The 21,780-nt window shown below is 63.8% G+C and carries 20 protein-coding genes, 1 tRNA gene and 1 riboswitch; of the genes, 7 read left to right on the forward strand and 14 right to left on the reverse strand.

The window, feature by feature from the left end; all coding sequences use genetic code 11:
* Positions 1–42: 42 nt before the first annotated feature.
* A riboswitch (FMN riboswitch) is annotated at positions 43–195 on the reverse strand.
* Positions 196–372: 177 nt separating this feature from the next.
* Positions 373–449: transfer RNA gene (locus L2I41_RS09285), tRNA-Arg, on the reverse strand.
* A 262-nt stretch (positions 450–711) separates the two neighbouring features.
* Between L2I41_RS09285 and L2I41_RS09290 the strand changes: the two genes are divergently transcribed.
* The 3 genes from L2I41_RS09290 to L2I41_RS09300 all read left to right on the forward strand — a co-directional run bounded on the left by L2I41_RS09290 (position 712) and on the right by L2I41_RS09300 (position 4,049).
* Positions 712–1,554: a thermonuclease family protein gene (locus L2I41_RS09290; protein WP_237153264.1), complete on the forward strand. Its 843-nt coding sequence runs from the start codon at positions 712–714 to the stop codon at positions 1,552–1,554.
* A 92-nt stretch (positions 1,555–1,646) separates the two neighbouring features.
* Positions 1,647–3,137: a M48 family metalloprotease gene (locus L2I41_RS09295; RefSeq protein WP_237153265.1), complete on the forward strand. Its 1,491-nt coding sequence runs from the start codon at positions 1,647–1,649 to the stop codon at positions 3,135–3,137.
* Positions 3,138–3,344: 207 nt separating this feature from the next.
* On the forward strand, positions 3,345–4,049 hold the full coding sequence (locus tag L2I41_RS09300; protein ID WP_237153266.1) for a pirin family protein: 705 nt from the start codon (positions 3,345–3,347) through the stop codon (positions 4,047–4,049).
* A 194-nt stretch (positions 4,050–4,243) separates the two neighbouring features.
* Here the strand turns inward: L2I41_RS09300 and L2I41_RS09305 are convergent, their stop codons facing one another.
* The 5 genes from L2I41_RS09305 to L2I41_RS09325 form a co-directional block, all read right to left on the reverse strand.
* A complete protein-coding gene (locus L2I41_RS09305; RefSeq protein ID WP_237153268.1) occupies positions 4,244–4,888 on the reverse strand; it encodes a hypothetical protein in 645 nt (214 codons plus the stop codon).
* Positions 4,889–5,003: 115 nt separating this feature from the next.
* Positions 5,004–5,600, reverse strand: a complete 597-nt coding sequence (locus tag L2I41_RS09310) for a CarD family transcriptional regulator (protein ID WP_237153269.1) — start codon at positions 5,598–5,600, stop codon at positions 5,004–5,006.
* Positions 5,601–6,030: 430 nt separating this feature from the next.
* Positions 6,031–6,369, reverse strand: a complete 339-nt coding sequence (gene fdxA / locus L2I41_RS09315; RefSeq protein WP_237153270.1) for a ferredoxin FdxA — start codon at positions 6,367–6,369, stop codon at positions 6,031–6,033.
* Positions 6,370–6,636: 267 nt separating this feature from the next.
* Positions 6,637–7,011 carry an RNA-binding S4 domain-containing protein gene (locus L2I41_RS09320; RefSeq protein WP_390634053.1) on the reverse strand — a complete coding sequence of 125 codons (375 nt, stop codon included), beginning with the start codon at positions 7,009–7,011 and terminating at the stop codon, positions 6,637–6,639.
* Between the two features lie 15 nt (positions 7,012–7,026).
* The gene (locus L2I41_RS09325) at positions 7,027–10,065 is read right to left on the reverse strand and encodes a DEAD/DEAH box helicase (protein ID WP_237153272.1); all 3,039 of its coding nucleotides are present in this window, start codon (positions 10,063–10,065) and stop codon (positions 7,027–7,029) included.
* A gap of 16 nt (positions 10,066–10,081) precedes the next feature.
* Here L2I41_RS09325 and L2I41_RS09330 point away from each other — a divergent pair, with 16 nt between their 5' ends.
* A complete protein-coding gene (locus L2I41_RS09330; protein WP_237153273.1) occupies positions 10,082–10,243 on the forward strand; it encodes a hypothetical protein in 162 nt (53 codons plus the stop codon).
* A gap of 656 nt (positions 10,244–10,899) precedes the next feature.
* Here the strand turns inward: L2I41_RS09330 and L2I41_RS09335 are convergent.
* Positions 10,900–11,709 (reverse strand): DUF3108 domain-containing protein, encoded by an 810-nt coding sequence (locus tag L2I41_RS09335; protein ID WP_237153274.1) that lies wholly within the window; start codon positions 11,707–11,709, stop codon positions 10,900–10,902.
* A gap of 487 nt (positions 11,710–12,196) precedes the next feature.
* On the opposite strand from L2I41_RS09335, the gene rpmB reads away from it, so the two are divergent.
* Together rpmB and L2I41_RS09345 are read left to right on the forward strand one after the other, a co-directional pair.
* Positions 12,197–12,493 (forward strand): 50S ribosomal protein L28, encoded by a 297-nt coding sequence (gene rpmB, locus L2I41_RS09340; RefSeq protein WP_237153275.1) that lies wholly within the window; start codon positions 12,197–12,199, stop codon positions 12,491–12,493.
* 93 nt (positions 12,494–12,586) lie between these two features.
* Positions 12,587–13,135, forward strand: a complete 549-nt coding sequence (locus L2I41_RS09345; RefSeq protein WP_237153276.1) for a queuosine precursor transporter — start codon at positions 12,587–12,589, stop codon at positions 13,133–13,135.
* A gap of 28 nt (positions 13,136–13,163) precedes the next feature.
* On the opposite strand, the gene L2I41_RS09350 is transcribed toward L2I41_RS09345, so the two are convergent.
* From L2I41_RS09350 to L2I41_RS09370, 5 genes are read right to left on the reverse strand one after another with little or no spacing between them, the layout of a single operon-like run.
* On the reverse strand, positions 13,164–14,174 hold the full coding sequence (locus L2I41_RS09350; protein WP_237153277.1) for a small ribosomal subunit Rsm22 family protein: 1,011 nt from the start codon (positions 14,172–14,174) through the stop codon (positions 13,164–13,166).
* On the reverse strand, positions 14,174–15,178 hold the full coding sequence (locus L2I41_RS09355) for an esterase-like activity of phytase family protein (RefSeq protein ID WP_237153278.1): 1,005 nt from the start codon (positions 15,176–15,178) through the stop codon (positions 14,174–14,176). The genes L2I41_RS09350 and L2I41_RS09355 overlap by 1 nt, the downstream gene beginning before the upstream one ends.
* Positions 15,175–17,106: a cobaltochelatase subunit CobT gene (gene cobT, locus L2I41_RS09360; protein ID WP_237153279.1), complete on the reverse strand. Its 1,932-nt coding sequence runs from the start codon at positions 17,104–17,106 to the stop codon at positions 15,175–15,177. Before cobT ends, L2I41_RS09355 begins: the two co-directional genes overlap by 4 nt.
* A 50-nt stretch (positions 17,107–17,156) precedes the next feature.
* Complete coding sequence (gene cobS, locus L2I41_RS09365) at positions 17,157–18,143, reverse strand: cobaltochelatase subunit CobS (protein WP_237153280.1); 987 nt, start codon at positions 18,141–18,143, stop codon at positions 17,157–17,159.
* 60 nt (positions 18,144–18,203) lie between these two features.
* Positions 18,204–18,824, reverse strand: coding sequence for a J domain-containing protein (locus L2I41_RS09370; protein ID WP_237153281.1), 621 nt, complete (start codon positions 18,822–18,824; stop codon positions 18,204–18,206).
* 104 nt (positions 18,825–18,928) lie between these two features.
* On the opposite strand from L2I41_RS09370, the gene L2I41_RS09375 reads away from it, so the two are divergent.
* On the forward strand, positions 18,929–19,195 hold the full coding sequence (locus L2I41_RS09375) for a BolA family protein (RefSeq protein ID WP_237153282.1): 267 nt from the start codon (positions 18,929–18,931) through the stop codon (positions 19,193–19,195).
* A 141-nt stretch (positions 19,196–19,336) separates the two neighbouring features.
* Here the strand turns inward: L2I41_RS09375 and L2I41_RS09380 are convergent, their stop codons facing one another.
* Positions 19,337–20,632 (reverse strand): HlyC/CorC family transporter, encoded by a 1,296-nt coding sequence (locus L2I41_RS09380; protein ID WP_237153283.1) that lies wholly within the window; start codon positions 20,630–20,632, stop codon positions 19,337–19,339.
* The gene (gene aroB, locus L2I41_RS09385) at positions 20,629–21,777 is read right to left on the reverse strand and encodes a 3-dehydroquinate synthase (RefSeq protein WP_237153284.1); all 1,149 of its coding nucleotides are present in this window, start codon (positions 21,775–21,777) and stop codon (positions 20,629–20,631) included. Before aroB ends, L2I41_RS09380 begins: the two co-directional genes overlap by 4 nt.
* Positions 21,778–21,780 lie beyond the last annotated feature (3 nt).

The raw sequence follows: 21,780 nt of genomic DNA on the forward strand, positions 1-21,780 counted from the left end.
CGACACCCGCCGTCACAAGGACCGCGCGCGCCATGGACCGTCGTGAGTTCTCTTCCATCCGGACTATACCGTCGGCCCCGGAATCACACCGGATCTGCTGACCTTCTCCGGCAGAGCCGGAAAAGCGCTCGCGGGCTGACGCGCTGTCGCGCGATCACCGCCGGTGGGGAATTGCACCCCGCCCTGAGAACGTCATCCGACCGAAGCCGGACCTGTGACACATAGGCACCAAATGCAAGACCTGCAAGCCGCTGCCGTTCTCTTTTTGGTGTTCGGGTTGGAAAGACTTGCCTTACGGTGCACAAAGTGCATGTACAGACAACCGGCAATCGCCAGGCGCACCTGGCGCAATCATCTGAAATATATGGGAAATGGCGTCCCGGAAGGGATTCGAACCCCTGACCTACGGTTTAGGAAACCGTTGCTCTATCCTGCTGAGCTACCGGGACATCCGTGAGCCACCGGGAGCCCCCGGCGCCTTGTTTGCGTCAAATAGCAAATCATCCCGCGAAAAGACAGCCCAAATCCGCCGAGCCCCGTGTACAATGTGGCCAAGGCCAGTTCGGCGCGCAGGGCGGACAATGCCGGCGATGCCGGGCTGCTATGGTCGATCTGCAAGGTGGAACCGATCGCGTGGAGAGCCAGGACGGCATGTGCCGGCAGAGGATGTGTGTGCCGTGGCGGTCCTTGATCCGCGCAGCGCAGCGGACGATGTCGGCCCGCGGCAACTGGATGCATTTCAGGCTGCGACAGGCCGCTGTCCGATCCATTCTTGTGCTGCTCCTGACAACGCCGACGACGCCTGGCAGTGCCGCCGAAGCGCCCCCCGCTTGCGGTGCCGGCGTGTCGCTGACGGGGCGGATTGCCGGCATCGAGGTCGGCGTCGGCAGCGCCGTACCGGTGCTGCGTCTCTCCCCCAAGATGGGACCCCTGCCCGCAGGATTGCGTCTCTCCGGCCTCATTTTTCCCTCGGTTGCGGGAGATGCTGACCGCGCCCTGTTACAGCGTGAAGGCACCCGTCTGACGGGGCTTGAGGTGACGGTCGAGATTCCGCCGGGCAGCCGCTTCGATCGCCACGGTCGCCTGCCCGGTATGGTCAGATTGCCGACCGGCGAGACCCTGCAGCACCACCTGCTCGCCGCCGGTGCCGCTCTCGCCAGTGGCGAGAATGCGACATGCTGGAACGATTTTGTCGAAGCGGAGACCGATGCCAGGCGTGAAAGACATGGTATTTGGAACCATTCCGCACTAATTACTGCAGTGCGGGAGACGGAGCGGTTGCAGCTGCCCGATTTCGTGTTGTTGCGGGGACGCGTGGCGTCCGTGGGCAAGGCCGGCCGCTCGGTTTACCTGAACCTCGGCACCGATCGCCTGTCCGCACCGACCGTGCGCCTGACCGGCAAGGCCGTTGACGCCCTGGCCGCGCGCGGCGTGGACGCGGACAGCTTCGTCGGGCACCAGATCGAGGCGCGCGGCTGGGCGACAGCCCGGCGCGGCCTGCTGTTGACGCTGGATGGCGACGCCTTGGGCCTCGTCGAGGTCGACGGGAAATAGACGAACCGGGCAAATTGCGCCGGGTTCGTGATACAGTTGGATGGGCCGGCACGCAAAGACCGAGCGGACCGCCGGCAAATGGAATGGACGAGATGAACGGACGACTGTCGACGCGCCGCACCACGCGGCACTGGCTGGGCTTGACGGGGGCGCTGCTTGTGGCGGCGCTCGGCCTGTCCGCCTGCGTCGACACCATCGGCGGCGATGCCGGAACCATCACCGCCGTGCCATCCGCCGACACCTCGCAGCAGATCGACCCCAAGGAAGTGGCGATCGCCGAACGCGAGCACCCCAAGATCGTCGCAGCCTTCGGCGGCACCTATGAGGATCATCAGGTCGAAATCGCCGTAGCGCGCGTCGTCGGCCGCCTGGTGGCGGCGAGCCCCGAACCCTGGCGCGGCTATCGGGTGACCATTCTCAATTCCCCCGCCGTCAATGCCTTCGCCCTGCCGGGCGGCTATGTCTACGTGACGCGCGGCCTGCTGGCCCTCGCCAACGACACCTCGGAAGTTGCCGCGGTGATCGCCCACGAGATGGCGCACGTCACCGCCCGCCATGCCTTCCTGCGCGCCCAGCGCGCCGAAGCGGCGGAAGTGGCAACGCAAGCCGTTCAGGGCGTGGTTCAGGATCCGGCCGTGCAGCGCGTGGCGCTGGCCTCCACCCAGGTGTCGCTGGCGCGCTTCTCGCAGATCCAGGAGCTGGAAGCCGACCGCGTGGGCATCACCACGCTGTCCAAGGCAGGCTATGATCCCTTTGCCGCCGTGCGCTTCCTCACCTCCATGGCCCGCCTTGCCGCCTGGAAGAACGGGCTGCCCGAGGATGACACAGGCCAGACCGACTTCCTGTCCTCGCATCCCTCCACGCCCGAGCGCCTGACGCAGGCCGAGGCCGTGGCCGAGGCAACCGGCATCACCGACGGCGAACGCGACCGGGACGGCTACCTGTCGCGCATCGACGGTGTCATGTTCGGCGACGATCCGGTGGAAGGCTATGTGCGCGGCCGCGAGTTCCTGCATGCCAAGCTGGGCTTCGGCTTCACCGTGCCTGACGGCTTCATGATCGACAACACGTCCAAGGCGGTGCTGGCCACCAATGCCGAGGGCGTGGCCCTGCGCTTCGACGGCGCCGACGTGGCCGCCGGCGGCGACCTGGTCAGCTATCTGCAGTCGGGCTGGGTCAATGGTCTCGACAGTGCCTCGGTCCGCACCGTGTCGATCAACGGCCTGCCGGCTGCTGTCGCCTCTGCAAATGCCCGCGGCTTTGCCTATCGCATCGCCGTGATCCGCTTCGGCGACAAGACCTTCCGCTTCCTGTTCGCCATCCGCGGCGATGCCGGCAAGCTGGACGAGATCTTCACCAGCACCATTTCCACCTTCCGCGCCCTGAGCGATCAGGAAAAGAGCGAACTGGCACCGCTGAAGGTCCGCGTCGTCACGGTGGCTCCGGGCGACACTGCCGAAGGCCTCGCCCGTCGCATGGTGGCCATGGACCGGGCCCTTGTGCTGTTCCGGGCGCTGAACGGCCTTGCCGCCAACCAGCAGCCGCAGGTGGGCACGAAGGTGAAGCTGGTCGTCGACCGCTGAGAGACCCGGCGTCAAGGAACACTCAGGCTCCGTCGCACCCCCGAACGGGTGAGCGCGCGCGTCACCTGGCGATTGTTCACCGGGCATGAATAGTCTGATCTCATTCCCGCGTCTGGCAATTGGGAACGGAAACAGCCATTTCTGCTGCATCAGAGCGGACCGAGAGCCATTGGGGCTCTCCCGTGCCGCAGCAAGGATTGAGACATCATGATCACCCTTCGCAAGGCCGATGCGCGTGGGCGCGCCAACTTCGGCTGGCTCGACAGCCGCCACAGCTTCTCCTTCGGCCACTACTACGACCCCGATCACATGGGCTTCGGCCCGCTGCGCGTCATCAACGACGATCGCGTGTCCGGTGGCGGCGGCTTTCCCACCCATCCCCATTCCAACATGGAGATCGTTTCCTACGTGCTGGACGGCGCGCTGGAGCACAAGGACAGCCTGGGGACAGGCTCGGTGATCCGCCCCGGCGAGATCCAGCGCATGAGCGCAGGCACCGGCATCCGCCACAGCGAGTTCAACGCCTCGCCGAGCGATCTCGTGCATTTCCTGCAGATCTGGATCATTCCGGAGCGGGACGGCCTCACCCCGTCCTACGAGCAGAAGGCGATTGCCGTGGGCACGCAGCCCAACCAGCTGCACCTGATCGGTTCGCCGGACGGCCGCGATGGTTCGGTGACGATCCACCAGAAGGTCAATCTCCACGCGGTGCGCTTCACCGCCGGCAATGCCGTGACGCACGCGCTGGAAAAGGGACATTACGCCTGGGTGCAGGTGGCGCGCGGCTCGGCAACGCTCAACGGCATTGAACTCTCCGAGGGCGATGGCGCAGCGCTGGACGAGGCGGCGATCACCTTGACCGGCACGTCCGACGACGCCGAGGTGCTGCTGTTCGACATGTGGGCTCGGTAAGCCAAGCAAGTTAGCTACCACTCACCCGATCGAACAACTCCCCGACGTCGACTCCGTTGAGTCATTCTACGAGTCTAAAATTTGGATCTAGTGCCAGCAATCGGCCAAGCCGATCTGCTGGCATTTCCGCCAAAAGCCAGACAAACCCAATAATCAAATTGCGAGTTCAGTAGAACTGTACAAGATCCAAGCTATTAATTCCACCACTCCTCATATCCATCAAAGTACTCAGCATCGACGCGCACTTTCAATTTTGCAGGATCGTTTGAAACAGCTGATACTCTTCCTGCGCCAGCCGCATTCATAATTTTTAACGGCTGATAGCCATCAACAGAAAGCTCCGTTGCTAGTTCACTTACATAAGAAAGCATACGAGGAAAATGTCGATTTTTCCCAACCCGGATATTCAGATTTTGCAAAAATCTAGTTCTTACATCGGCAACCGCTAGACGAAAAACTTCCCCCAAAGGAACATCGACATACCGTTGATTGGCTTGACTGGAAATATCGCAAAATACCCGCAACAAACAATCATAAAATTGATTCGGCGTTACGTCGTCAAACTCCAACCTGCGTCTTATCGAATTCAAAATATCTTCGGAATCACCTGCAAAATTAGACCCAAACTCATCCCCTATTTCAGCTGAAAAGCGAGTTCCCTTCTCAAATTCAGATCTTATGATTTCCAAGATACTATGAAACCTTTCAGTCGGAGTGTTACCCCGAACCTCCAAGTCGTCAGAATAAACATCCCGGTAAACACCACATATTTGTTTAACAATTTTATTGATCGACTTAGAATGAGCTTCAACTCTTACTTTATATAAGGGATCTCTCATTTCAATACTCCGCCGAATACGTCACTAGAAACACACACCGCCAAGCACACAACAGAAAGCCGGAAGCTTTCGCTTCCGGCTTTCTCTCCTATTGGCATCAACGTGAAGCCGCCGATCAGGCCGCTTCGGCCTCGTCGTCCTCAGCTTCGTCAGCCACATCGGCTTCCGCAGCGTCGCCGCGCGCGGCAACACGGCGCGGGCTCTTGTTCAGGCTGTCCTCGATCCGACGAATGGCCTCGGTCTCGGTGATCTTGGAAACAGCCGAGATCTCACGGGCCATGCGGTCAAGCGCAGCTTCATAAAGCTGACGCTCGGAATAGGACTGTTCCGGCTGGCTGGAAGCACGGTGCAGGTCGCGCACCACTTCCGAAATCGCCACGAGATCGCCGGAGTTGATCTTGGCTTCATATTCCTGGGCACGGCGGCTCCACATGGTGCGCTTGACGCGCGCCCGGCCCTTGATGATTTCAAGCGCCTTTTCCACCGTGTCATCTTCGGCCAGCTTGCGCATGCCGACCTGCTCCGCCTTGGCCATGGGTACGCGCAACGTCATCTTGTCCTTCTCGAACACGATCACGTAGAGCTCGAGCTTCATGCCCGCGATTTCCTGCTCCTCGATGGCAACGATTTGGCCGACCCCGTGGGCCGGATAGACGATGTGCTCGTTGGTCTTGAACCCATTACGGACAGCGGGTTTCTTCGCAGTGGCCATTCAGTCCATCCACTCCTGGTGCCGGCGGCACGAAAAGACGATACCCCATCCGCCTTATGCAGGCAGTTACAAGCAAAGGGTACATCGTGATCTGCGAACCGCTACGTTCGCTCCGCCGACACGCTTTCGCGTTGTTTCCAGTCGATCCGGGTGACACCTGGTCAGGGAACGGAGACAGGCTGCGAGCAGGGCCGCGCCTGCCTGCCCGTCCATAAAAAAGCCCCCTCAAAGGGGCCCTCACGAGACCAGGAAATTTTGTCGACTGCCGAGCTTTGATATAGCACAAAATCCACAAAAATCAAAGCAATAAGAGACCCCACCACGACAATTCAGCGTGGAGGTCATGGCTGTCCTGCAGCAGATGCAACCCTCAGTCCGGGAATTGAGGCTTTTTCCTCACTCCACTTGGGCGAGACTGAGTTCGGTCGGTTCAGTCGCCCGAACCGGGCTTGTCGGAGAAATGATTGGCGAGCTTGTCGGCCACGCCGTCAAATTCCTTGGCTTCCGGCAGCGGATCGCGCTTGACCGTCAGATTGGGCCACTTGGCCGCAAACTCGGCATTGAGCGTCAGCCACTTCTCAAGGCCCGGCTCGGTATCGGGCTTGATGGCTTCCGCCGGGCACTCGGGCTCGCAGACGCCACAGTCGATGCATTCGTCGGGATGAATGACGAGCATGTTCTCGCCTTCGTAGAAGCAGTCCACGGGGCAGACTTCCACGCAGTCGGTATACTTGCAGCGAATGCAGTTGTCGGTAACGACGTAGGTCATGTGACTATTCCCGAACGAAGGCTGGCCGGCCACAAGCCGGGGAGGCCAAATCGCACCAGATCAGACGCAACAAGGCCGAACTCTGGCCGCTGGGTAGCGAACTTCGCCCCCCCTTGCAAGAGGGCAAAAGGCGCAAACCATGCATTTCCATCAACCTTTGGGGCCAACAAGCCCCGCAGGGGCGCTCTATCCGCATTACCACGTAAGCGCACAGAGGCTAGCGGCCAGCCTGCCGGGCTCTCTCATGCCGGTCACGGCCGGGCGCGTTCAATCAGGATCGGACATCCGGTCGAAGCGACGGCGGTCGCGCTTGGTGGGGCGCCCCTCGCCGCGCACCGTGTCGGTGCGCGCCACGTCGGGGATATCGGGGGCTGCCGGCGTCAGATCCTCATAGAGCTGGGAAGCCACCGCATAGGCGCCGCGACGCTCGGCGAACTCGAGCACCTTCAGCACCAGCACCCGCCCGCGCAGCCCGATGGTCAGGACGTCGCCCGCCTTGACCGGCTGCGACGGGCTGTCGATCTTGACACCGTTGATGCGCACGTGACCGGACGCGGCAAGCTCCTGGCTGAGCGTCCGCGTCTTGACGATGCGAGCGTAGACAAGCCACTTGTCGATGCGCTGCCGGTCCTCGGACACCAACGCGCCTCCCGAAGATCACTTCTTCTTGTTGTTCTCGAGGTTGGCCTTGAGGGCCAGAAGGGCGGCGAAGGGCGAGTCCATGTCCACCGGCTTCTCGCGCTTCTGCGGCCGTTCGGCCTGCGGTGCCGGGCGACGATCGTCGCGCCGTTCGAAGCCGCGACCACCCTTGCCCTCGTGATGGCCGCCGCGCGGCTGATGCTCGCGCTTGCCGGCGGGCGCACCCTGCCCTTCGGCCGGCGCCTGCGGACGCTGACCGCCGGCGCGATGCTGCGGCTGGCGGCCATGGGCGCCTTCACGGTGATCGGCGTGACGCGGACGCTCGACCCGGCCGGGACGCCAGATCTCGACTTCCTTGTCCTCGTAGGTGACTTCGGGCGCCGCGGCAGCAACCTCGTCGGCGGCAACAGCTTCGGCAGGTGCTTCCGTGACTTCGGGGACCGCAACTTCTTCGGCGGGCGCGCTGGCCTCGACGGCCTCGACAGCCACATCCGCAGCCTCAGCCTCTTCGGCCGGCGCCGTCTCCACGGCGACAACGGCCTCGGCGGCAGGCTTGGCTTCAGCGACCGGCTTCACCGGCACCTTCACCACGCGCTTTTCCACGCGATAGCCGAGACCCTTGAGGATCGAGGCAAAATCATCTCCCGAGCAGCCGAGCAGCGAGGTCATCGCCACGGTGACCGTGAAGGCACCGCCCTGGGCCAATGCCCCTTCGGGCGGCAGTGCGCCGTCGACCGACTTCCAGGCGATCAGCGGACGGATGATGTCGGCGAGACGCTCGAGAATGTCGAGGCGCACGGCCCGCTCGCCGGCGACACGGAAGCCGACCAGGCGATAGAGCGTACGGTCGAAGGCCGGGTCGACCTTGATCGAAGTGCGGCCCGAGGCGGAGAGCTGCGGCAGCTCGGCAAGGCCCGCCATCTCCAGCGAGCCGTGCTTGAGCGCCCACAGCTGGGCCACCAGCGCCGCCGGGGCCGGCTTCAGGAGGGCCGGAACGTAAATGTGATAGGCGCCGAAGCGGACGCCATACTTGCGCATGGCGGCGCGCGCCGTCTGGTCGAGCGCCTTGACGTCGTTGGCCACCTCGGTGCGATCGAGCGTGCCGAGCGCTTCCACCATGCGGAAGGCGACACCACGGGCGATGCCCTCAAGGTCGGCGGCCGTCTTGAGATCGAGGAGCGGCTTGAGCAGCGTGGCGATATGCGCGCCGACCCAGAGGTCGAGCCGGTCCTGCACCTTCTGCAGCGAGGCGCCGGTCAGCTGTTCGTCGGCGAGGAGCGCAACGCGCGGGGCCAGCGCATCTTCGCCGGCGACCAGGCGGCCCACCGGTTGACCGAGCCAGCGCAGCATGCCGTCGGACGACAGGACAACTTCGTCATTGGGGGCCTTGGACAGCTTTTCGGCGCGCTTGTCGAATTCGCCCGCGAGCGCCTGCGAGGCAGCGGCGCGGATCGCCTTGCCGTCTGCCGATTCAACCGACACGGTCTGATCGGCGGCGAAGCGAAACCCGAGCAACTCGCCGACATGCTGCCCCTCGACGAGCACAGTGCCGGTTGCGGTGATCTCAGCTTCGAGCATGGCGTTCTCTCTCAGTCTCTTCATAAGTACGGATGTACGGCGGTCCACAAAGCGTTGGGTCAGCCGTTCATGCAAGGCGTCCGACAGGCGATCCTCTATCGCGCGCGTCCGCTCTTGCCAATGGACAGGAGCAAACAGCCAATTTGGCCGGTTGGCGACAAAGGTCCAGGTCCTGATATCGGCCAGCCGACGCGACAGCGTATCGATATCGCCATCCACGCGATCAGACAACCCGACCTGACGCGCAAACCAATCGTCCGGAATCACGCCTTTTGCAATGAGGAATCTGAAAAGCGCGACGATCAGATCACCATGATGAGCCGGAGAAATCTTGCGGAAGTCGGGAACCTGGCAAACATCCCACAGAAGTTCCACCCGGTCAGGCCGGGTTGCAGCATCCGCTACATCACTGTCACGCAAGGCATATTCGAGCGCGCGCTGGTCGTCCGAGGGCAGAGCGCGCGTCAAGCCGTCAAGCGGCGGCAACAGATCGAGCGAATGGCGCAGCGCCGCCGTGGATGAAAAATCCAACGCAGCGTTGCGCCATTGAAACACGCGAAGCGGCTCGAAATCATGCGCTTCGATGGCCTGGACGATATCTTCATCGAGCGGCGCCACCTGGCCGGTGACACCGAAAGTGCCGTCATTGAGATAGCGTCCGGCGCGTCCGGCGATCTGCGCCAGTTCGGAGGGATTGAGTCCCCGAAACTGGAAGCCGTCGAATTTGCGCGCCTGGGCGAAGGCCACGTGATCGACGTCGAGGTTCAGCCCCATGCCGATGGCATCGGTGGCCACCAGGAAGTCCACATCCCCGTTCTGGAACAGGGCCACCTGGGCGTTGCGCGTGCGCGGGCTGAGTGCCCCCATCACCACCGCCGCGCCGCCGCGCTGGCGGCGGATGAGTTCGGCCACCGCATAGACCTCGTCGGCCGAGAAGGCGACGATGGCCGAACGCGCCGGCAGGCGGGTGATCTTCTTCGACCCCGCGTAGGTGAGCTGCGACAGCCGGGGCCGCGACGACACGACAATGCCGGGGATCAGCTTCTCGATCATCGGCTGGGCGATGGCCGACCCGAGCAGCAGCGTCTCGTTGCGCCCGCGCACATTGAGAATGCGATCGGTGAACACGTGGCCGCGCTCGAGATCGCCGGCAAGCTGTACCTCGTCGATGGCGACGAAGGCCACTTCGAGATCGCGCGGCATGGCCTCGACGGTGGCGACCCAGTAGCGGGCGCCGGACGGGATGATCTTCTCTTCCCCCGTCACCAGGGCCACATTCTGCACGCCCACGCGAGCCGTCACGCGCGCGTAGACCTCGCGCGCGAGCAGGCGCAGCGGCAGGCCGATGGCACCGGAACCATGCGACAGCATCTTCTCGATCGCCATATGCGTCTTGCCGGTGTTGGTCGGCCCCAACACGGCGGTGACATTGCGCGATCTGACGGGAGAAGGAAGAACCACCCGCTCTGAAATATTCATGGAGCCCGAAAGTTCCTTGAGCGACATCGACGCGGCGGCATCCGGCAGAGCCGAACACCGGGGACAATCCTTGGACGCGCAGACGCAGACGGCGAGCGGCCCGGATCTCAATGCGGGTTCCTACCATGTCACCGGCGATTCCGATACCGAAAATCCGCCCTGCCCCGTCGCGGGCTGATCCAACGGCGGAACAACAGGCGCAGGCCATCCCGTTGGATGGATCGGATTTTCTTTTGATATCAGATAGATGGGCCAAGCCCCGATCAACGGTAACCCCAGCCGCGCCACCTTCGCGAGCCGCACAAAGGAATCAAACGAGAACGAACACGGGGCGAATCGCTACTTTCCAGAGATTCCAGTTTCGTTCTCACTATATCTTGGTGAGCACAGAGTCTAACGCGCACGATGTTGAATCTGAAGACTCAAGCAACAGAGTCGATCGATTCGAGGTCAAAAACGCTGTCAATAGAAAAACTGCAGCAAGACTCAAAGAGAATTTATGGTTAACAAATTATACTAAGCCAGAGACGAAATCAACGCTGGCCGTTAACCATTTCAACGGACCGGGAACGGATGCCGCACGAATCAGCGAAACAACGGTGTTCCGCTTTCACCCCCTACAACATCTTGTCGGCAGGCGGGTCGCGACACCCAAGACCACCCCTTGGGGCGCCCCTCGTAGCAAATGACAATCACCGAAGCGTTAAGATCTGTGTCCCAATTCGGAACATTTGCCGGCTGCCCGAGCCAACACCTTGAATACAAACGAAAAGGGCGCCCCGGATGACCCGGAGCGCCCTTGAAGGACCGTCAGATGTGAACCGGAAGGCGGCCTCAGTTGTCCGCCTGGGCGACCGCCTTGCCGCCGGGTGCCGCATCGCCGAACTGCGCGGCCTGGATCAGCAGAACGCCGCGCATGGTCTTCACGGACACCTTGGAAGGCACCATCACGTCACCGCCGGCCATGGGCACGAACCAGACGGAAATATCGCGATTGTTGGTCATGAACTCGGTCGACTTGGACCCGCTGCGATGGCCCGCCACGGGAATCCAGCGCGCATCGCACTTGACGGCGTCGCCCTTGTAGCCGGGCACGTCGGCCGCCTCGGTGCCGCTGTAGCTCAGCTTGATGTCATAGCGCGTCCAGCCGTCGAACACCGGCAGTGTGCGATCGCATACTGCCTTGCCGACCTTGCCGGACACGGGAACCATGGCGGCCGAAAGCGGATCGACCACATTGCGCTTGGCGGCATTGGTCACCGGCACGCGGTCATCGCGCTCGGCCAGTTCGGGAATGGCCTTGAGGCTGCGGATGTTGCCGCTCGACAGCGACATGTCCACCTGCGTGATCTTGTCGCCGCGGCTCATCAGATCGTAGCTCGACGACATCATGGACCGGCCGACATAGCCCTTCGAGTTGACGTAGGTCTCCTCAGAGCTGACGATGCGGGCGAGACCCGACGTGGAGATATGCAGCTTGGCCGCATAGGCACCACGATCCACCTTCACTGCCAGCGACGCCTTGGCGATGCCGAAGCCCATGAAGGAAATATTGTAGAGCGCCTTGATCTCCTCGCCCTTGGCAGCAGTGGCGTCTACCGCCGACGTCAGCGAAAGCGCGCCCGCCAGCAGGGCGATCTTCATCGCGCCGGACGCTTTGAGGGGCGGGACTGGGAGAAAATGCACTGAAAGCCTCCGAAACCTGGTCAAACCAGACGACTGAACCTGAAAACCACGGGCGACCTTGAAGCTCTTGAAAAGGCCCCACCGCGCGGGGAGAACGAACCACGTCTCCCACAATGATTTCGCAAACATGGTAACCGGAGCGTTAATGGATGCCAGTCACTTTCATGGCCACCCCGGTTATTGACCCTACGGGTTGCCATGATGTCACAGTCGGCAAACCAATGCCCCGAACATGCCGTGCGCCCTCAATAGACATCATTCAAGGCGATTCTGTGCCGCAAAGCCGGCGCGGGGGTTGACGAAACCGCCTCCTCTGACTATAGCAGCGCAACTTCAATTGCGGTGCCGTCTGCGGGAAGCAGTCGGCGCTCCTGGTGTTTATGTCACGGCGATCGGCTTATCCAGTCTGGATTCCGTGCGAGAGAGAAAAGAAGAGGGTATCGCAATGTCCCGGCGCTGCGAACTGACCGGCAAGGCCGTTCTGGTGGGCAACAACGTTAGCCACGCCAACAACAAGACCAAGCGTCGTTTCCTGCCCAACCTGCTGGCCGTCACGCTGCTGAGCGACGCGCTCGGCCAGTCGGTGCGCCTGCGCGTTTCGGCCAACGCTCTGCGTTCGGTCGAGCACCGCGGCGGTCTCGACGCCTTCCTGGCCAAGGCCGATGTGGAAGAGCTGTCGCCGCGTGCCCGTCTGCTGAAGAAGCAGATCGCCAAGAAGGCCGCGGAAGCCGCTGCTGCCTGAGCCTGAAACTCGGGCCATTCTCGACATGTTGACCGCGAGCCCCATGGGTTTCGCGGTCTTTGTCATTGCCGTACCTGATCCAAGGACCTGCGCATGCTGAACACCCGCTTGCTCCCGTCGCTGATCGTGATGATCGCGATCGTCGTCGCCTCGAACATCCTGGTCCAGTATCCCTTCACGCCCTTCGGCCTTGGGGACATCCTGACCTGGGGCGCCTTCAGCTATCCCTTCTCCTTCCTGGTGACCGACCTCACCAATCGCTGGTTCGGACCGCTCCGCACCCGTCTGGTGGTGATCGCCGGCTTTGCCGTTGCCGTGGCGCTGTCGGCCTGGCTGTCCGAGCCGCGCATTGCACTGGCCTCCGGCCTGGCCTTCCTGTCGGCCCAGCTGCTGGACGTGACGGTTTTCAACCGCCTGCGCGCCTCGCGCTCCTGGTGGGCGGCACCGCTCGCCTCGTCCTCGATCGGTTCGGCGCTTGATACGACGATCTTCTTCTCGGTCGCCTTTGCCGGCTCCGGCCTGCCCTGGACCACCTGGGCCCTCGGCGATTTCTCGGTGAAGATTCTGGTGGCAGGCGTGTCGCTGATCCCCTACGCCCGCCTGATGAACTGGGTGAAGCCCTACGCCCCCGTCCGCGCCTAACGGCACGGCGGGCTGCCGCCTCTGAAAATCAGTCGATATCGCGGGCTGGCGAGAGCACATCTCCCCAGCCCGTTTTCTTTGCCGCCTTGAAGGCCGGCTTGTCGCGGCTCGGCACCTCGACGGAGCGCTGTCGACCGTCGGCAGCGCAGACATCAAAGACAATGGCCGCCTTGCCCAGCCGCGGCGGCTTCAGCACACGGCCCACCTCGCCTCCCTGAGACTGCGTGGCAGCCCCTGCGGGCGCCAGGACCAGATAGGAATAGGGCTCGTCCTCGAAGGGCACCGTGGCCGCCTTGAGGCGCATATGCGCCCGGCTGCGCGGCAGGCGTACGGTGAAATGGCACCAGTCACCGCCCCCGAGCGGACAGGGCTCCGCATGCAGGCAGGGAGCAACGACCGACGCACCGGCGGCAATTGCCGCCTGCCGCAAGGCCATCAGGCGACCATGATCGCGGGTGGTCCCCGGCTCCACAAGCACCAGATAGCCGCGTGTCGATCGCAGGAGCTCGCCGATCAGACGCTGGGCGACCGGCAGTTCCAGTTCGGTCAGCGCGTAGCTGACGATCGTGAGGTCATAGGCGCCGAAGACCTGCCGGAGATCGGCAAGATCTTCGGCCCGGATCTCCGCCTCGCGCAAGGCGACATGCGGGGCACCAAGCCCGAGATCGCGGGCAAGGCGAATGAAATCGCGGTTGTTCTCGATCATCGCCGCCAGGTCGATGTCGGGCCAGAGTTCCAGCGCCGCCCAGCTGGCGGTCCCGGGGCCAGCCCCCACATCCAGAAGCGTGCGCGGGCGGAAGTCCGGCCGAGCGTCGACAAGGCGGCCGAGCACCGCCGTCACGGCGGCATAGGTGGCCGGCATGCGGCTCAGCGCATAGGCGAGCGCATCCTCGCGCTTGCGCACGAAGCGGCTCGACGGCTGTCCCTCGCGATAGCCGAGCGACAGTCGACGCGCATCTTCGGCCAACGCGCTCTGCCCGAGCCCGTCTGCCGCAGCATCGATGGCGGACCTCAGATCCGCCGGCAATCGAACGTCCATCAGGACCCCGTCAGCCTGAACTCGAGATAGAGCGTACGCTCAAGAAAGGTGCGGTTGTCATCCGAGATCAGCGAAATCCGCGTCTCGCCCGACGCCGTGCGCCAGACGGACAGTCCTTCCATATTGTCGATCTGGTCGGCAATATCGGCCTCGAACAACACCTCGCCGTCGATTGTAGCACCCGGCTTGATCTGCGCCAGCGAGAAGCGGCGGATGCGGGTGGCAAAGTTGGTCAGCAGACCGAAGCGCCGTTCCAGCACATAGAGCCGGCCATCGGGCCCGACCTTGGCGTCGGTCAGATCAAAATCGTCGCTGCGATGGACGCGGAACATGAAGGGCGCCTTGCCGCCGAGCACCCAGCCGGGCTGATCCTCGGTCGGTGCCTTGCGTTCGGCCCGCTCCGCCAGCACGAGCATCGTGCCGTCGAGCCCGCTGCCGGCGGGCAGAGCCGCAAGCGATTCCAGTCCCTTGCTGCCGATGAGGCGCGAGGTTTCCTTGGGCAGGGCGATCGGCTTCAGCGGCCCCACAAGGCCGGTGCCGTCCAGCTTGCCGATCATCACCTGCGGCCTTTCCTCAAAGCTCACCGCAAGGAAGCCACCAGGCAAGAGGTCGATGGACTCGGTGTCAGAGGTCGCCTTGTCCACCAGGGGGCCACGCCCGTCGACGCGCATGCGGCGGATCAGGCCGTTGGCCAGACCCACCGGCACCCCGCCGCGACGGACGATATCGGCGCGCAGGATCAGGCCATCGTCGGATTGGGACAACAGCGACCCACCCTGATCGGGGACGACGAGACCGGAGAGGCCGCCCACCAGCGGGCTGTCCGCGTCAACCTCGAAGCCGCCAACCCACTCCAGCTTGCCAAACTGCGTCGTCTCGGGGTGGCCGATGGCAAAGGCGGAAAAGGGCTTCACGCTGAAGCCGACCTGCGTGTCGTCGGCCCGCGCGGCAGGCAGCACACCCAGCAACCCGGCGAGGGCGAGGCCCAGGACCTTGCCGTTCATCGCAAGCCCATTCCCGCCACATGGCGGGGACGGACGCCGACCGGACGCCCGCTCTTGCGGGCGGGGCGCGACGACTGGTCCTCGAACAGCGAAGCCAGCTGCTCGGTCATGGCACCGGCCAGCTCCTCGGCGTCGACGATGGTCACCGCGCGCTTGTAATAGCGCGTGACGTCGTGGCCGATGCCGATGGCGATCAGTTCGACCGGCGAACGCTCCTCGATCTCCTCGATCACATAGCGCAGATGCCGCTCGAGATAATTGCCCGGGTTGACCGACAGCGTGGAGTCGTCCACCGGCGCACCGTCGGAGATCATCATCAGGATCTTGCGGTTCTCAGACCGGCCAAGCAGCCGCTTGTGCGCCCAGTCGAGCGCCTCGCCGTCGATATTCTCCTTGAGAAGACCTTCGCGCATCATCAGACCGAGATTGCGGCGAGCGCGCCGCCAGGGCGCGTCGGCCGCCTTGTAGACGATGTGGCGCAGGTCGTTGAGGCGACCCGGCGTCGCCGGCTTGCCGGCCATCAGCCAGGCCTCGCGCGACTGGCCACCCTTCCAGGCCTTGGTGGTGAAGCCGAGGATTTCCACCTTCACGCCGCAGCGCTCCAGCGTGCGGGCCAGGATATCGGCGCAGGCGGCGGCCACCGTGATGGGGCGGCCGCGCATGGAGCCGGAGTTGTCGATCAACAGCGTCACCACCGTGTCGCGGAAATCGGTGTCGCGTTCCATCTTGAAGGCGAGCGGCGCCATCGGATCGGTGACCACGCGCGTGATGCGGGCCGTATCGAGAATGCCTTCCTCGATGTCGAAGTCCCAGCCGCGGTTCTGCTGCGCCATCAGGCGCCGCTGCAGGCGGTTGGCAAGGCGCGACACTGCGCTCTGCAGATTGGCAAGCTGCTTGTCGAGGAAGCCACGCAGGCGATCGAGCTCGGCCGCATCGCAGATGTCCTCGGGCCGCGTCACCTCGTCGAACTTGGTGGTGTAGACCTTGTAGTCGCTGACCGGCGGCAGGTTGGAGAGCGGCATTTCCGGCCGCTTGGCCTCGCCCGGATCCTTGGCCTCGTCGGTGGCGTCCTGGTCGGTACTGTCGTCGGACATGTCGGCGTCGACTTCGGTCTCGCCGGCCTCCTGCTCCTCACCGGACGCATCCTGCTCTTCCGGCGCAGTCTTCTCGGACTGCGCGTCCTCGTCGGCCTCGCCCGAGCTCTCGGCGTCTTCCGGCTCGTCGTTCTCGCCGTCCTTGTCCTCGTCGTCGTCCTCGGGCTCGCCGCCGAGTTCATCGCCCATGTCGAGATCGACAAGCACATGGCGCAGCGCCTTGGCAAAGCCCTTCTGGCTGGAGATCACCTTCTCCAGACCGTCGAGCGAAGGGCCGGCCTTGTCCTCAATGAAATCGCGCCAGACGTCGACCACGCGCGACGCACTGCGCGGTGGCGCCATGCCGGTGAGCTTCTCGCGCACGATCAGTGCCAGCGCGTCTTCAAGCGGCGCGTCGTCGCGGCTTTCCACATGCTGGTAGTTGCCGCGGAAATAGCGGTCCTCCAGCATGGCCGTGAGATTCTGGCCGACGCCGGGCATGGCGCGGGCGCCAAGCGCCTCGCAGCGCGCCTGCTCGACGGCGTCGAACACGGCGCGAGCCTTCTGTCCTTCCGGCACATAGTCACGGTGCACGCCGTCGTCATGGCAGGCAAGCCTGAGAGCCAGCGAGTCGCCGGTGCCGCGCATCACCGCCACGTCATGGGCGGTCGGCTTGCGCGGCGGCTCCGGCACGCGCGCCCGGTGCCCGGCCAGCGACGGCCGGTCGGTGGCGAACACCACCTCAAGCTCGGCGTCGCCGGCCATGGCGCGCATGGCCCCGACCACCGCCTTCTTGAGCGGTTCGATCGCCGGCGGCTGCGGCTTGACCGGGGACGACGGATCGCGCGTTGCCATGAACCAGTCCTGTCTTCAGATCTTCAAACGCGGATGAGGCGACGAAACGGTCAGCTCATCACGATGTTGGCGGCGCTTTCCGGCAGTTCCTTGCCGAAGCAGCGCTGATAGAACTCGGCCACCTGGCCGCGCTCGATCTCGTCGCACTTGTTGAGGAAGGTGACGCGGAAGGCAAAGCCCACATCGCCGAAGATCGCCGCATTCTCGGCCCAGGTGAGCACCGTGCGCGGGCTCATCACGGTAGAGAGGTCGCCGTTGATGAAGGCCGAGCGGGTCATGTCTGCGACACGCACCATCTTGGAGATCTGCGACCGGCCTTCCTCGCCCGTGAAGGACTTGGCCTTGGCGAAGACGATGTTCACTTCCTGGTCATGCGGCAGATAGTTGAGCGTGGTCACGATCGACCAACGGTCCATCTGGCCCTGGTTGATCTGCTGCGTGCCGTGATAAAGGCCCGAGGTGTCGCCGAGGCCGATGGTGTTGGCGGTCGCGAACAGGCGGAAGGCGGGGTGAGGACGGATGACGCGGTTCTGGTCGAGCAGCGTCAGCTTGCCCGCCACTTCCAGCACGCGCTGGATCACGAACATCACGTCCGGACGGCCGGCGTCATATTCGTCGAACACCAGCGCCACGTTGTTCTGCAGCGCCCAGGGCAGGATGCCGTCGCGGAACTCGGTGACCTGCTTGCCGTCCTTCAGCACGATGGCGTCCTTGCCGACCAGATCGATGCGGCTGATGTGGCTGTCGAGGTTGACGCGCACCAGCGGCCAGTTGAGGCGCGCTGCCACCTGCTCGATATGCGTCGACTTGCCGGTGCCGTGATAGCCGGACACCATGACGCGGCGGTTATGGGCGAAGCCGGCGAGGATGGCGAGCGTGGTGTTGCGATCGAACAGATAGTCCGGATCAAAATCGGGGACGTGTTCGTTGGCCTCCGAATAGGCAGGCACTTCGAGATCGGTATCGATGCCGAAAACCTCGCGGACCGAGATCTTCAAATCCGGAAGGGACGCGGCATCATTCTTCGACTGGACCATGGAACCTCCTGGGCAGCGACGCATCGGGTCGCCACCGAACAAGCGAATTTCGGAGCCGGATCAGACAAAACCGGCGGTCTTGAGGTAATTATAGGCTTGGATGATCTCCCGCAACCGCTCCTCTGAGGAACGGTCGCCGCCATTGGCGTCGGGATGATGGCGCTTCACCATCGTCTTGTACTGCGCCTTGATGTCGTCCTTGCTGGCACCGACATCGAGATGCAACGTATCGAAGGCGCGTTGGGTCATGGGCGAAACCCGACGCTTGGGTTCTTCCACCCGCCCGGCGCCGCCGGCACGCGAGCCATGGAAGACGCCGAAAGGGTCGTTGTAGGCCGGCTCCTCGGGGCGCTTGGAGCGCCCGGCGTTGGGATCGGTCTGGCCCCATTTGTTGACCGACACGTTCCAGGTTGGCCTATGACCGGTCAGCGCATCCTTCTGATAGGCCGCGACCGCATCATCTCCCATGCCGGAGAAGTAGTTGTAGGACTTGTTGTACAGCTGCACATGCTCAAGGCAGAAGTGATGAAACTGGCCCTCGCGACCGCGACCCTTGGGCGCGCGATAGGCGCCGGCATTCTCGCAGCCAGCCCATTCGCAGCGCGGATGGGATTCGCGCGCGGCCTGTTCCTTGTCGGGCTTGACCCGTATCTTGTCGAAAAGTTTGGAGAAGGATTCCATGGTCGGTCGATTATGATGACTTCGATGCATTGCGGCAAGCCGTTGACATCGCCGCGAATATCCCGCCCAATACGAGATTGTCCCACGTTGACGGAATGAAGCCCATGAGCCGCGCAGACCGCATGCAAGCCGCCCTTGAGGCAAGTTTCGCCCCGTCACACCTCGTGATCGAGGACGAATCGGCGCGGCACCATGGCCACGCCGGCCATCGTGAAGGTGGCGAAACACATTATCGCATCGAAATCGAATCAGCCGTCTTCGCTGGCAGACCGCGCGTCGCCTGCCACCGCCTGGTGACCGAAAGCCTCGCCGCGGAATTTCAGTCGGGCCTGCACGCCCTGTCGCTGGTCACGCGCGCGCCGAGTGCGTAATACCAAGTGGCATTGAAAATGACTCTTGGTATTCCATATTCGAATTTCTCATGCCTTTGACGCAAATGAGAAATTCGAATTGTTGTCAATGAGCCAATGCGTCAGCATTCTGGCGAGTTGGTATAAGCCACCGCCGGCAGGTCAGGCGCCGTCGCGCCGCACGCGTTCCACCGGTGTCACCTTCAATGCCGTGATGCGATTGCGCTGACGCCGCAGCACGCGGAAGCGGAAGCCGTGGAAGGTGAAGGACTGGCCGGGATCGGGGATCATCCGCGCCTCGTGGATGACGAGACCGGCGATGGTGGTCGCCTCGTCGTCCGGCAGGCGCCAGTCCATCATGCGATTGAGGTCGCGCACGGGCACCGATCCATCCACATTGGCCGATCCGTCGGGGAAAGGTCGAACGCCCTGCACTACCACGTCCTGCTCGTCGGCGATCTCGCCGACGATTTCCTCGATGATGTCCTCGAGCGTGACGAGGCCCTGCACGTCGCCATATTCGTCCACCACCAGCGCCATGTGAATCTTGCGCTTGAGGAAGGCGTTGAGCTGGGCGTCCGCATTGGTGGTGTCCGGCACGAACCAGGGCGGGCTCGCCAGCTGTGCCGCGTCCACCTTGCCATGGTCGCCATCGGCCCGATCGATGGCGCGCACCAGATCCTTGGTATGCAGCACGCCGACGATGTTCTCCGGCTCGTCGCGATAGAGCGGGTGCCGGGTATAGGGGCTCGCGAGCACGGCGCGCAGGAGTTCGCGCGTCGGCAGGCCGGCGTCGAGCATCACCATCTTGGTGCGATGAACCATCAGGTCGGCCAGCGTCAGATCCGGCAGGTCGAGCACGCCGCCGACCATGTCGCGATCGGACTTGACCACCTCGCCCTCGCGATGGAGGAGGTCCACCGCCTCGCGCAGCTCCTCGTGGGCCGTCAGCTCTTCATCCTTGGCCTCGCCCCGGAAGGCGCGGATCGGCCGCGTCACGATCACCTCGATGGCGTCGATCACCGGCCCCAGCACCAGGCTGCAGGCTTCGATCAGCGGCAACAGGCGCAAGGCCGATCGCTCGGGCCTGAGCGCCGCCACCACGCGCGGCACCATGTCGAGCAGGACCGCCAGGAGCACGGCCACCAGAGCGAAGAGGCACAGGCTGAAGGCGTCGTCCTCATAGGCGAGGATCGCGCGCATGCCGAAGACGGTCGCCAGCACCGTGGCGATCAGGCGCGCAAGACGCACCGCCGACACCGGATGCGCCTTGTCTGCCGTCAGGGCCACAAGGCGCACCACGCGCGGATCCCCCGACCGCTCCATGTGATGCAGCTTGGTGCGGTTGGCGCCGAGCAGCGCACCACCCGCCGCGGACAGCAGAATCATGAACAGCACGAACACCGCCACCGGCACCGCCACCAGCGTGACGTCGACCAGGGAGGAGGACAGGCTCATCCGGGGAATTCCTTGGCAAGTTCATCGGCCAGGAAGGACTTCACGGCTTCCGCCGGCACATCCTTGGCGATGAAGGACTGACCGATGCCGCGCGACAGGATGAAGGTCAGCGCCCCGCGCTGCACCTTCTTGTCCTGCGCGATCAGCTCCATGAAGCCGTGGACGTCGGGTACACCGCCCGGCACTTCGCTGAGACGCGTCGGCAGGCCGACGGCGCGCAGATGGGCACGGACGCGATCGGCATCGTCCGGGCTCATCTGGTTGAGCCGGGCCGAGAAATCATGCGCCAGCACCATGCCGATGGCGACGCCTTCGCCATGCACCAGCTTGGTGGAGAAGCCGGCCGCTGCCTCGATGGCGTGACCGAAAGTGTGGCCGAGATTGAGGAGCGCACGATCGCCGGTCTCCTTCTCGTCGCGCGCGACGATGGCCGCCTTCGAGCGGCAGGAGACGGCAATGGCTTCCGTCCGGGCCGGACCACCGGCAAACACCTCACGCCAGTTGGTCTCCAGCCAGCTGAAGAAGTCCGCCTTGTCGATCAGGCCGTATTTCACCACCTCGGCATAGCCGGCGCGGAAATCGCGTTCCGGCAGTGTGTCGAGCACGGTCGTGTCGGCCAGCACCAGATCGGGCTGGTGGAACACGCCGACGAGATTCTTGCCGTGCCGGGTGTTGATGCCGGTCTTGCCGCCCACCGAGCTGTCCACCTGCGCCAGCAGCGTCGTCGGGATCTGCACGAAGCGCATGCCGCGGCGCACGACGCCGGCGACAAAGCCGGAGAGATCCCCGACAACACCACCGCCGAGTGCCACGATGACATCGCCGCGCTCATAACGGCCACCGATCACCTGATCGATCACCTGCTCGAAGATGTCGAAGGACTTGGACGCCTCGCCCGGCGGCACGACGATGGCGCTGGCGGTAATGTCCACCTGCCGCAGCGCCTTCTCCAGCGTGCCCAGATGCACGGCCGCCACATTGGAGTCGGTGATGATGCAGGCCTTGGATTTCGGCAGGCTGGCGCGGATCAGACGGCCGGCGTCCTCGATCACGCCCTTGCCGATGACAATGTCATAGGACCGCTCACCCAGCGCCACCGGCACCGTCAACGCTTCACTCGTGCCGGTCTTGCCCTCATCCGCCATTGT

This window comes from Oryzibacter oryziterrae, assembly GCF_021864535.1.
In the GTDB taxonomy this organism is placed as follows: domain Bacteria; phylum Pseudomonadota; class Alphaproteobacteria; order Rhizobiales; family Pleomorphomonadaceae; genus Pleomorphomonas; species Pleomorphomonas oryziterrae.

Coding starts and splice junctions, on each gene's coding strand:
- L2I41_RS09355 (WP_237153278.1), bottom strand. CDS start 15,178: ATGAACGGCAAGGTCCTGGGCCTCGCCCTCGCCGGGTTGCTGGGTGTG.
- L2I41_RS09370 (WP_237153281.1), bottom strand. CDS start 18,824: ATGGAATCCTTCTCCAAACTTTTCGACAAGATACGGGTCAAGCCCGAC.
- L2I41_RS09350 (WP_237153277.1), bottom strand. CDS start 14,174: ATGGACGTTCGATTGCCGGCGGATCTGAGGTCCGCCATCGATGCTGCG.
- L2I41_RS09295 (WP_237153265.1), top strand. CDS start 1,647: ATGAACGGACGACTGTCGACGCGCCGCACCACGCGGCACTGGCTGGGC.
- L2I41_RS09345 (WP_237153276.1), top strand. CDS start 12,587: ATGCTGAACACCCGCTTGCTCCCGTCGCTGATCGTGATGATCGCGATC.
- L2I41_RS09380 (WP_237153283.1), bottom strand. CDS start 20,632: ATGAGCCTGTCCTCCTCCCTGGTCGACGTCACGCTGGTGGCGGTGCCG.
- L2I41_RS09335 (WP_237153274.1), bottom strand. CDS start 11,709: ATGAAGATCGCCCTGCTGGCGGGCGCGCTTTCGCTGACGTCGGCGGTA.
- L2I41_RS09290 (WP_237153264.1), top strand. CDS start 712: ATGTCGGCCCGCGGCAACTGGATGCATTTCAGGCTGCGACAGGCCGCT.
- L2I41_RS09375 (WP_237153282.1), top strand. CDS start 18,929: ATGAGCCGCGCAGACCGCATGCAAGCCGCCCTTGAGGCAAGTTTCGCC.
- fdxA (WP_237153270.1), bottom strand. CDS start 6,369: ATGACCTACGTCGTTACCGACAACTGCATTCGCTGCAAGTATACCGAC.
- aroB (WP_237153284.1), bottom strand. CDS start 21,777: ATGGCGGATGAGGGCAAGACCGGCACGAGTGAAGCGTTGACGGTGCCG.
- L2I41_RS09305 (WP_237153268.1), bottom strand. CDS start 4,888: ATGAGAGATCCCTTATATAAAGTAAGAGTTGAAGCTCATTCTAAGTCG.
- L2I41_RS09310 (WP_237153269.1), bottom strand. CDS start 5,600: ATGGCCACTGCGAAGAAACCCGCTGTCCGTAATGGGTTCAAGACCAAC.
- rpmB (WP_237153275.1), top strand. CDS start 12,197: ATGTCCCGGCGCTGCGAACTGACCGGCAAGGCCGTTCTGGTGGGCAAC.
- cobT (WP_237153279.1), bottom strand. CDS start 17,106: ATGGCAACGCGCGATCCGTCGTCCCCGGTCAAGCCGCAGCCGCCGGCG.
- L2I41_RS09325 (WP_237153272.1), bottom strand. CDS start 10,065: ATGAATATTTCAGAGCGGGTGGTTCTTCCTTCTCCCGTCAGATCGCGC.
- cobS (WP_237153280.1), bottom strand. CDS start 18,143: ATGGTCCAGTCGAAGAATGATGCCGCGTCCCTTCCGGATTTGAAGATC.
- L2I41_RS09300 (WP_237153266.1), top strand. CDS start 3,345: ATGATCACCCTTCGCAAGGCCGATGCGCGTGGGCGCGCCAACTTCGGC.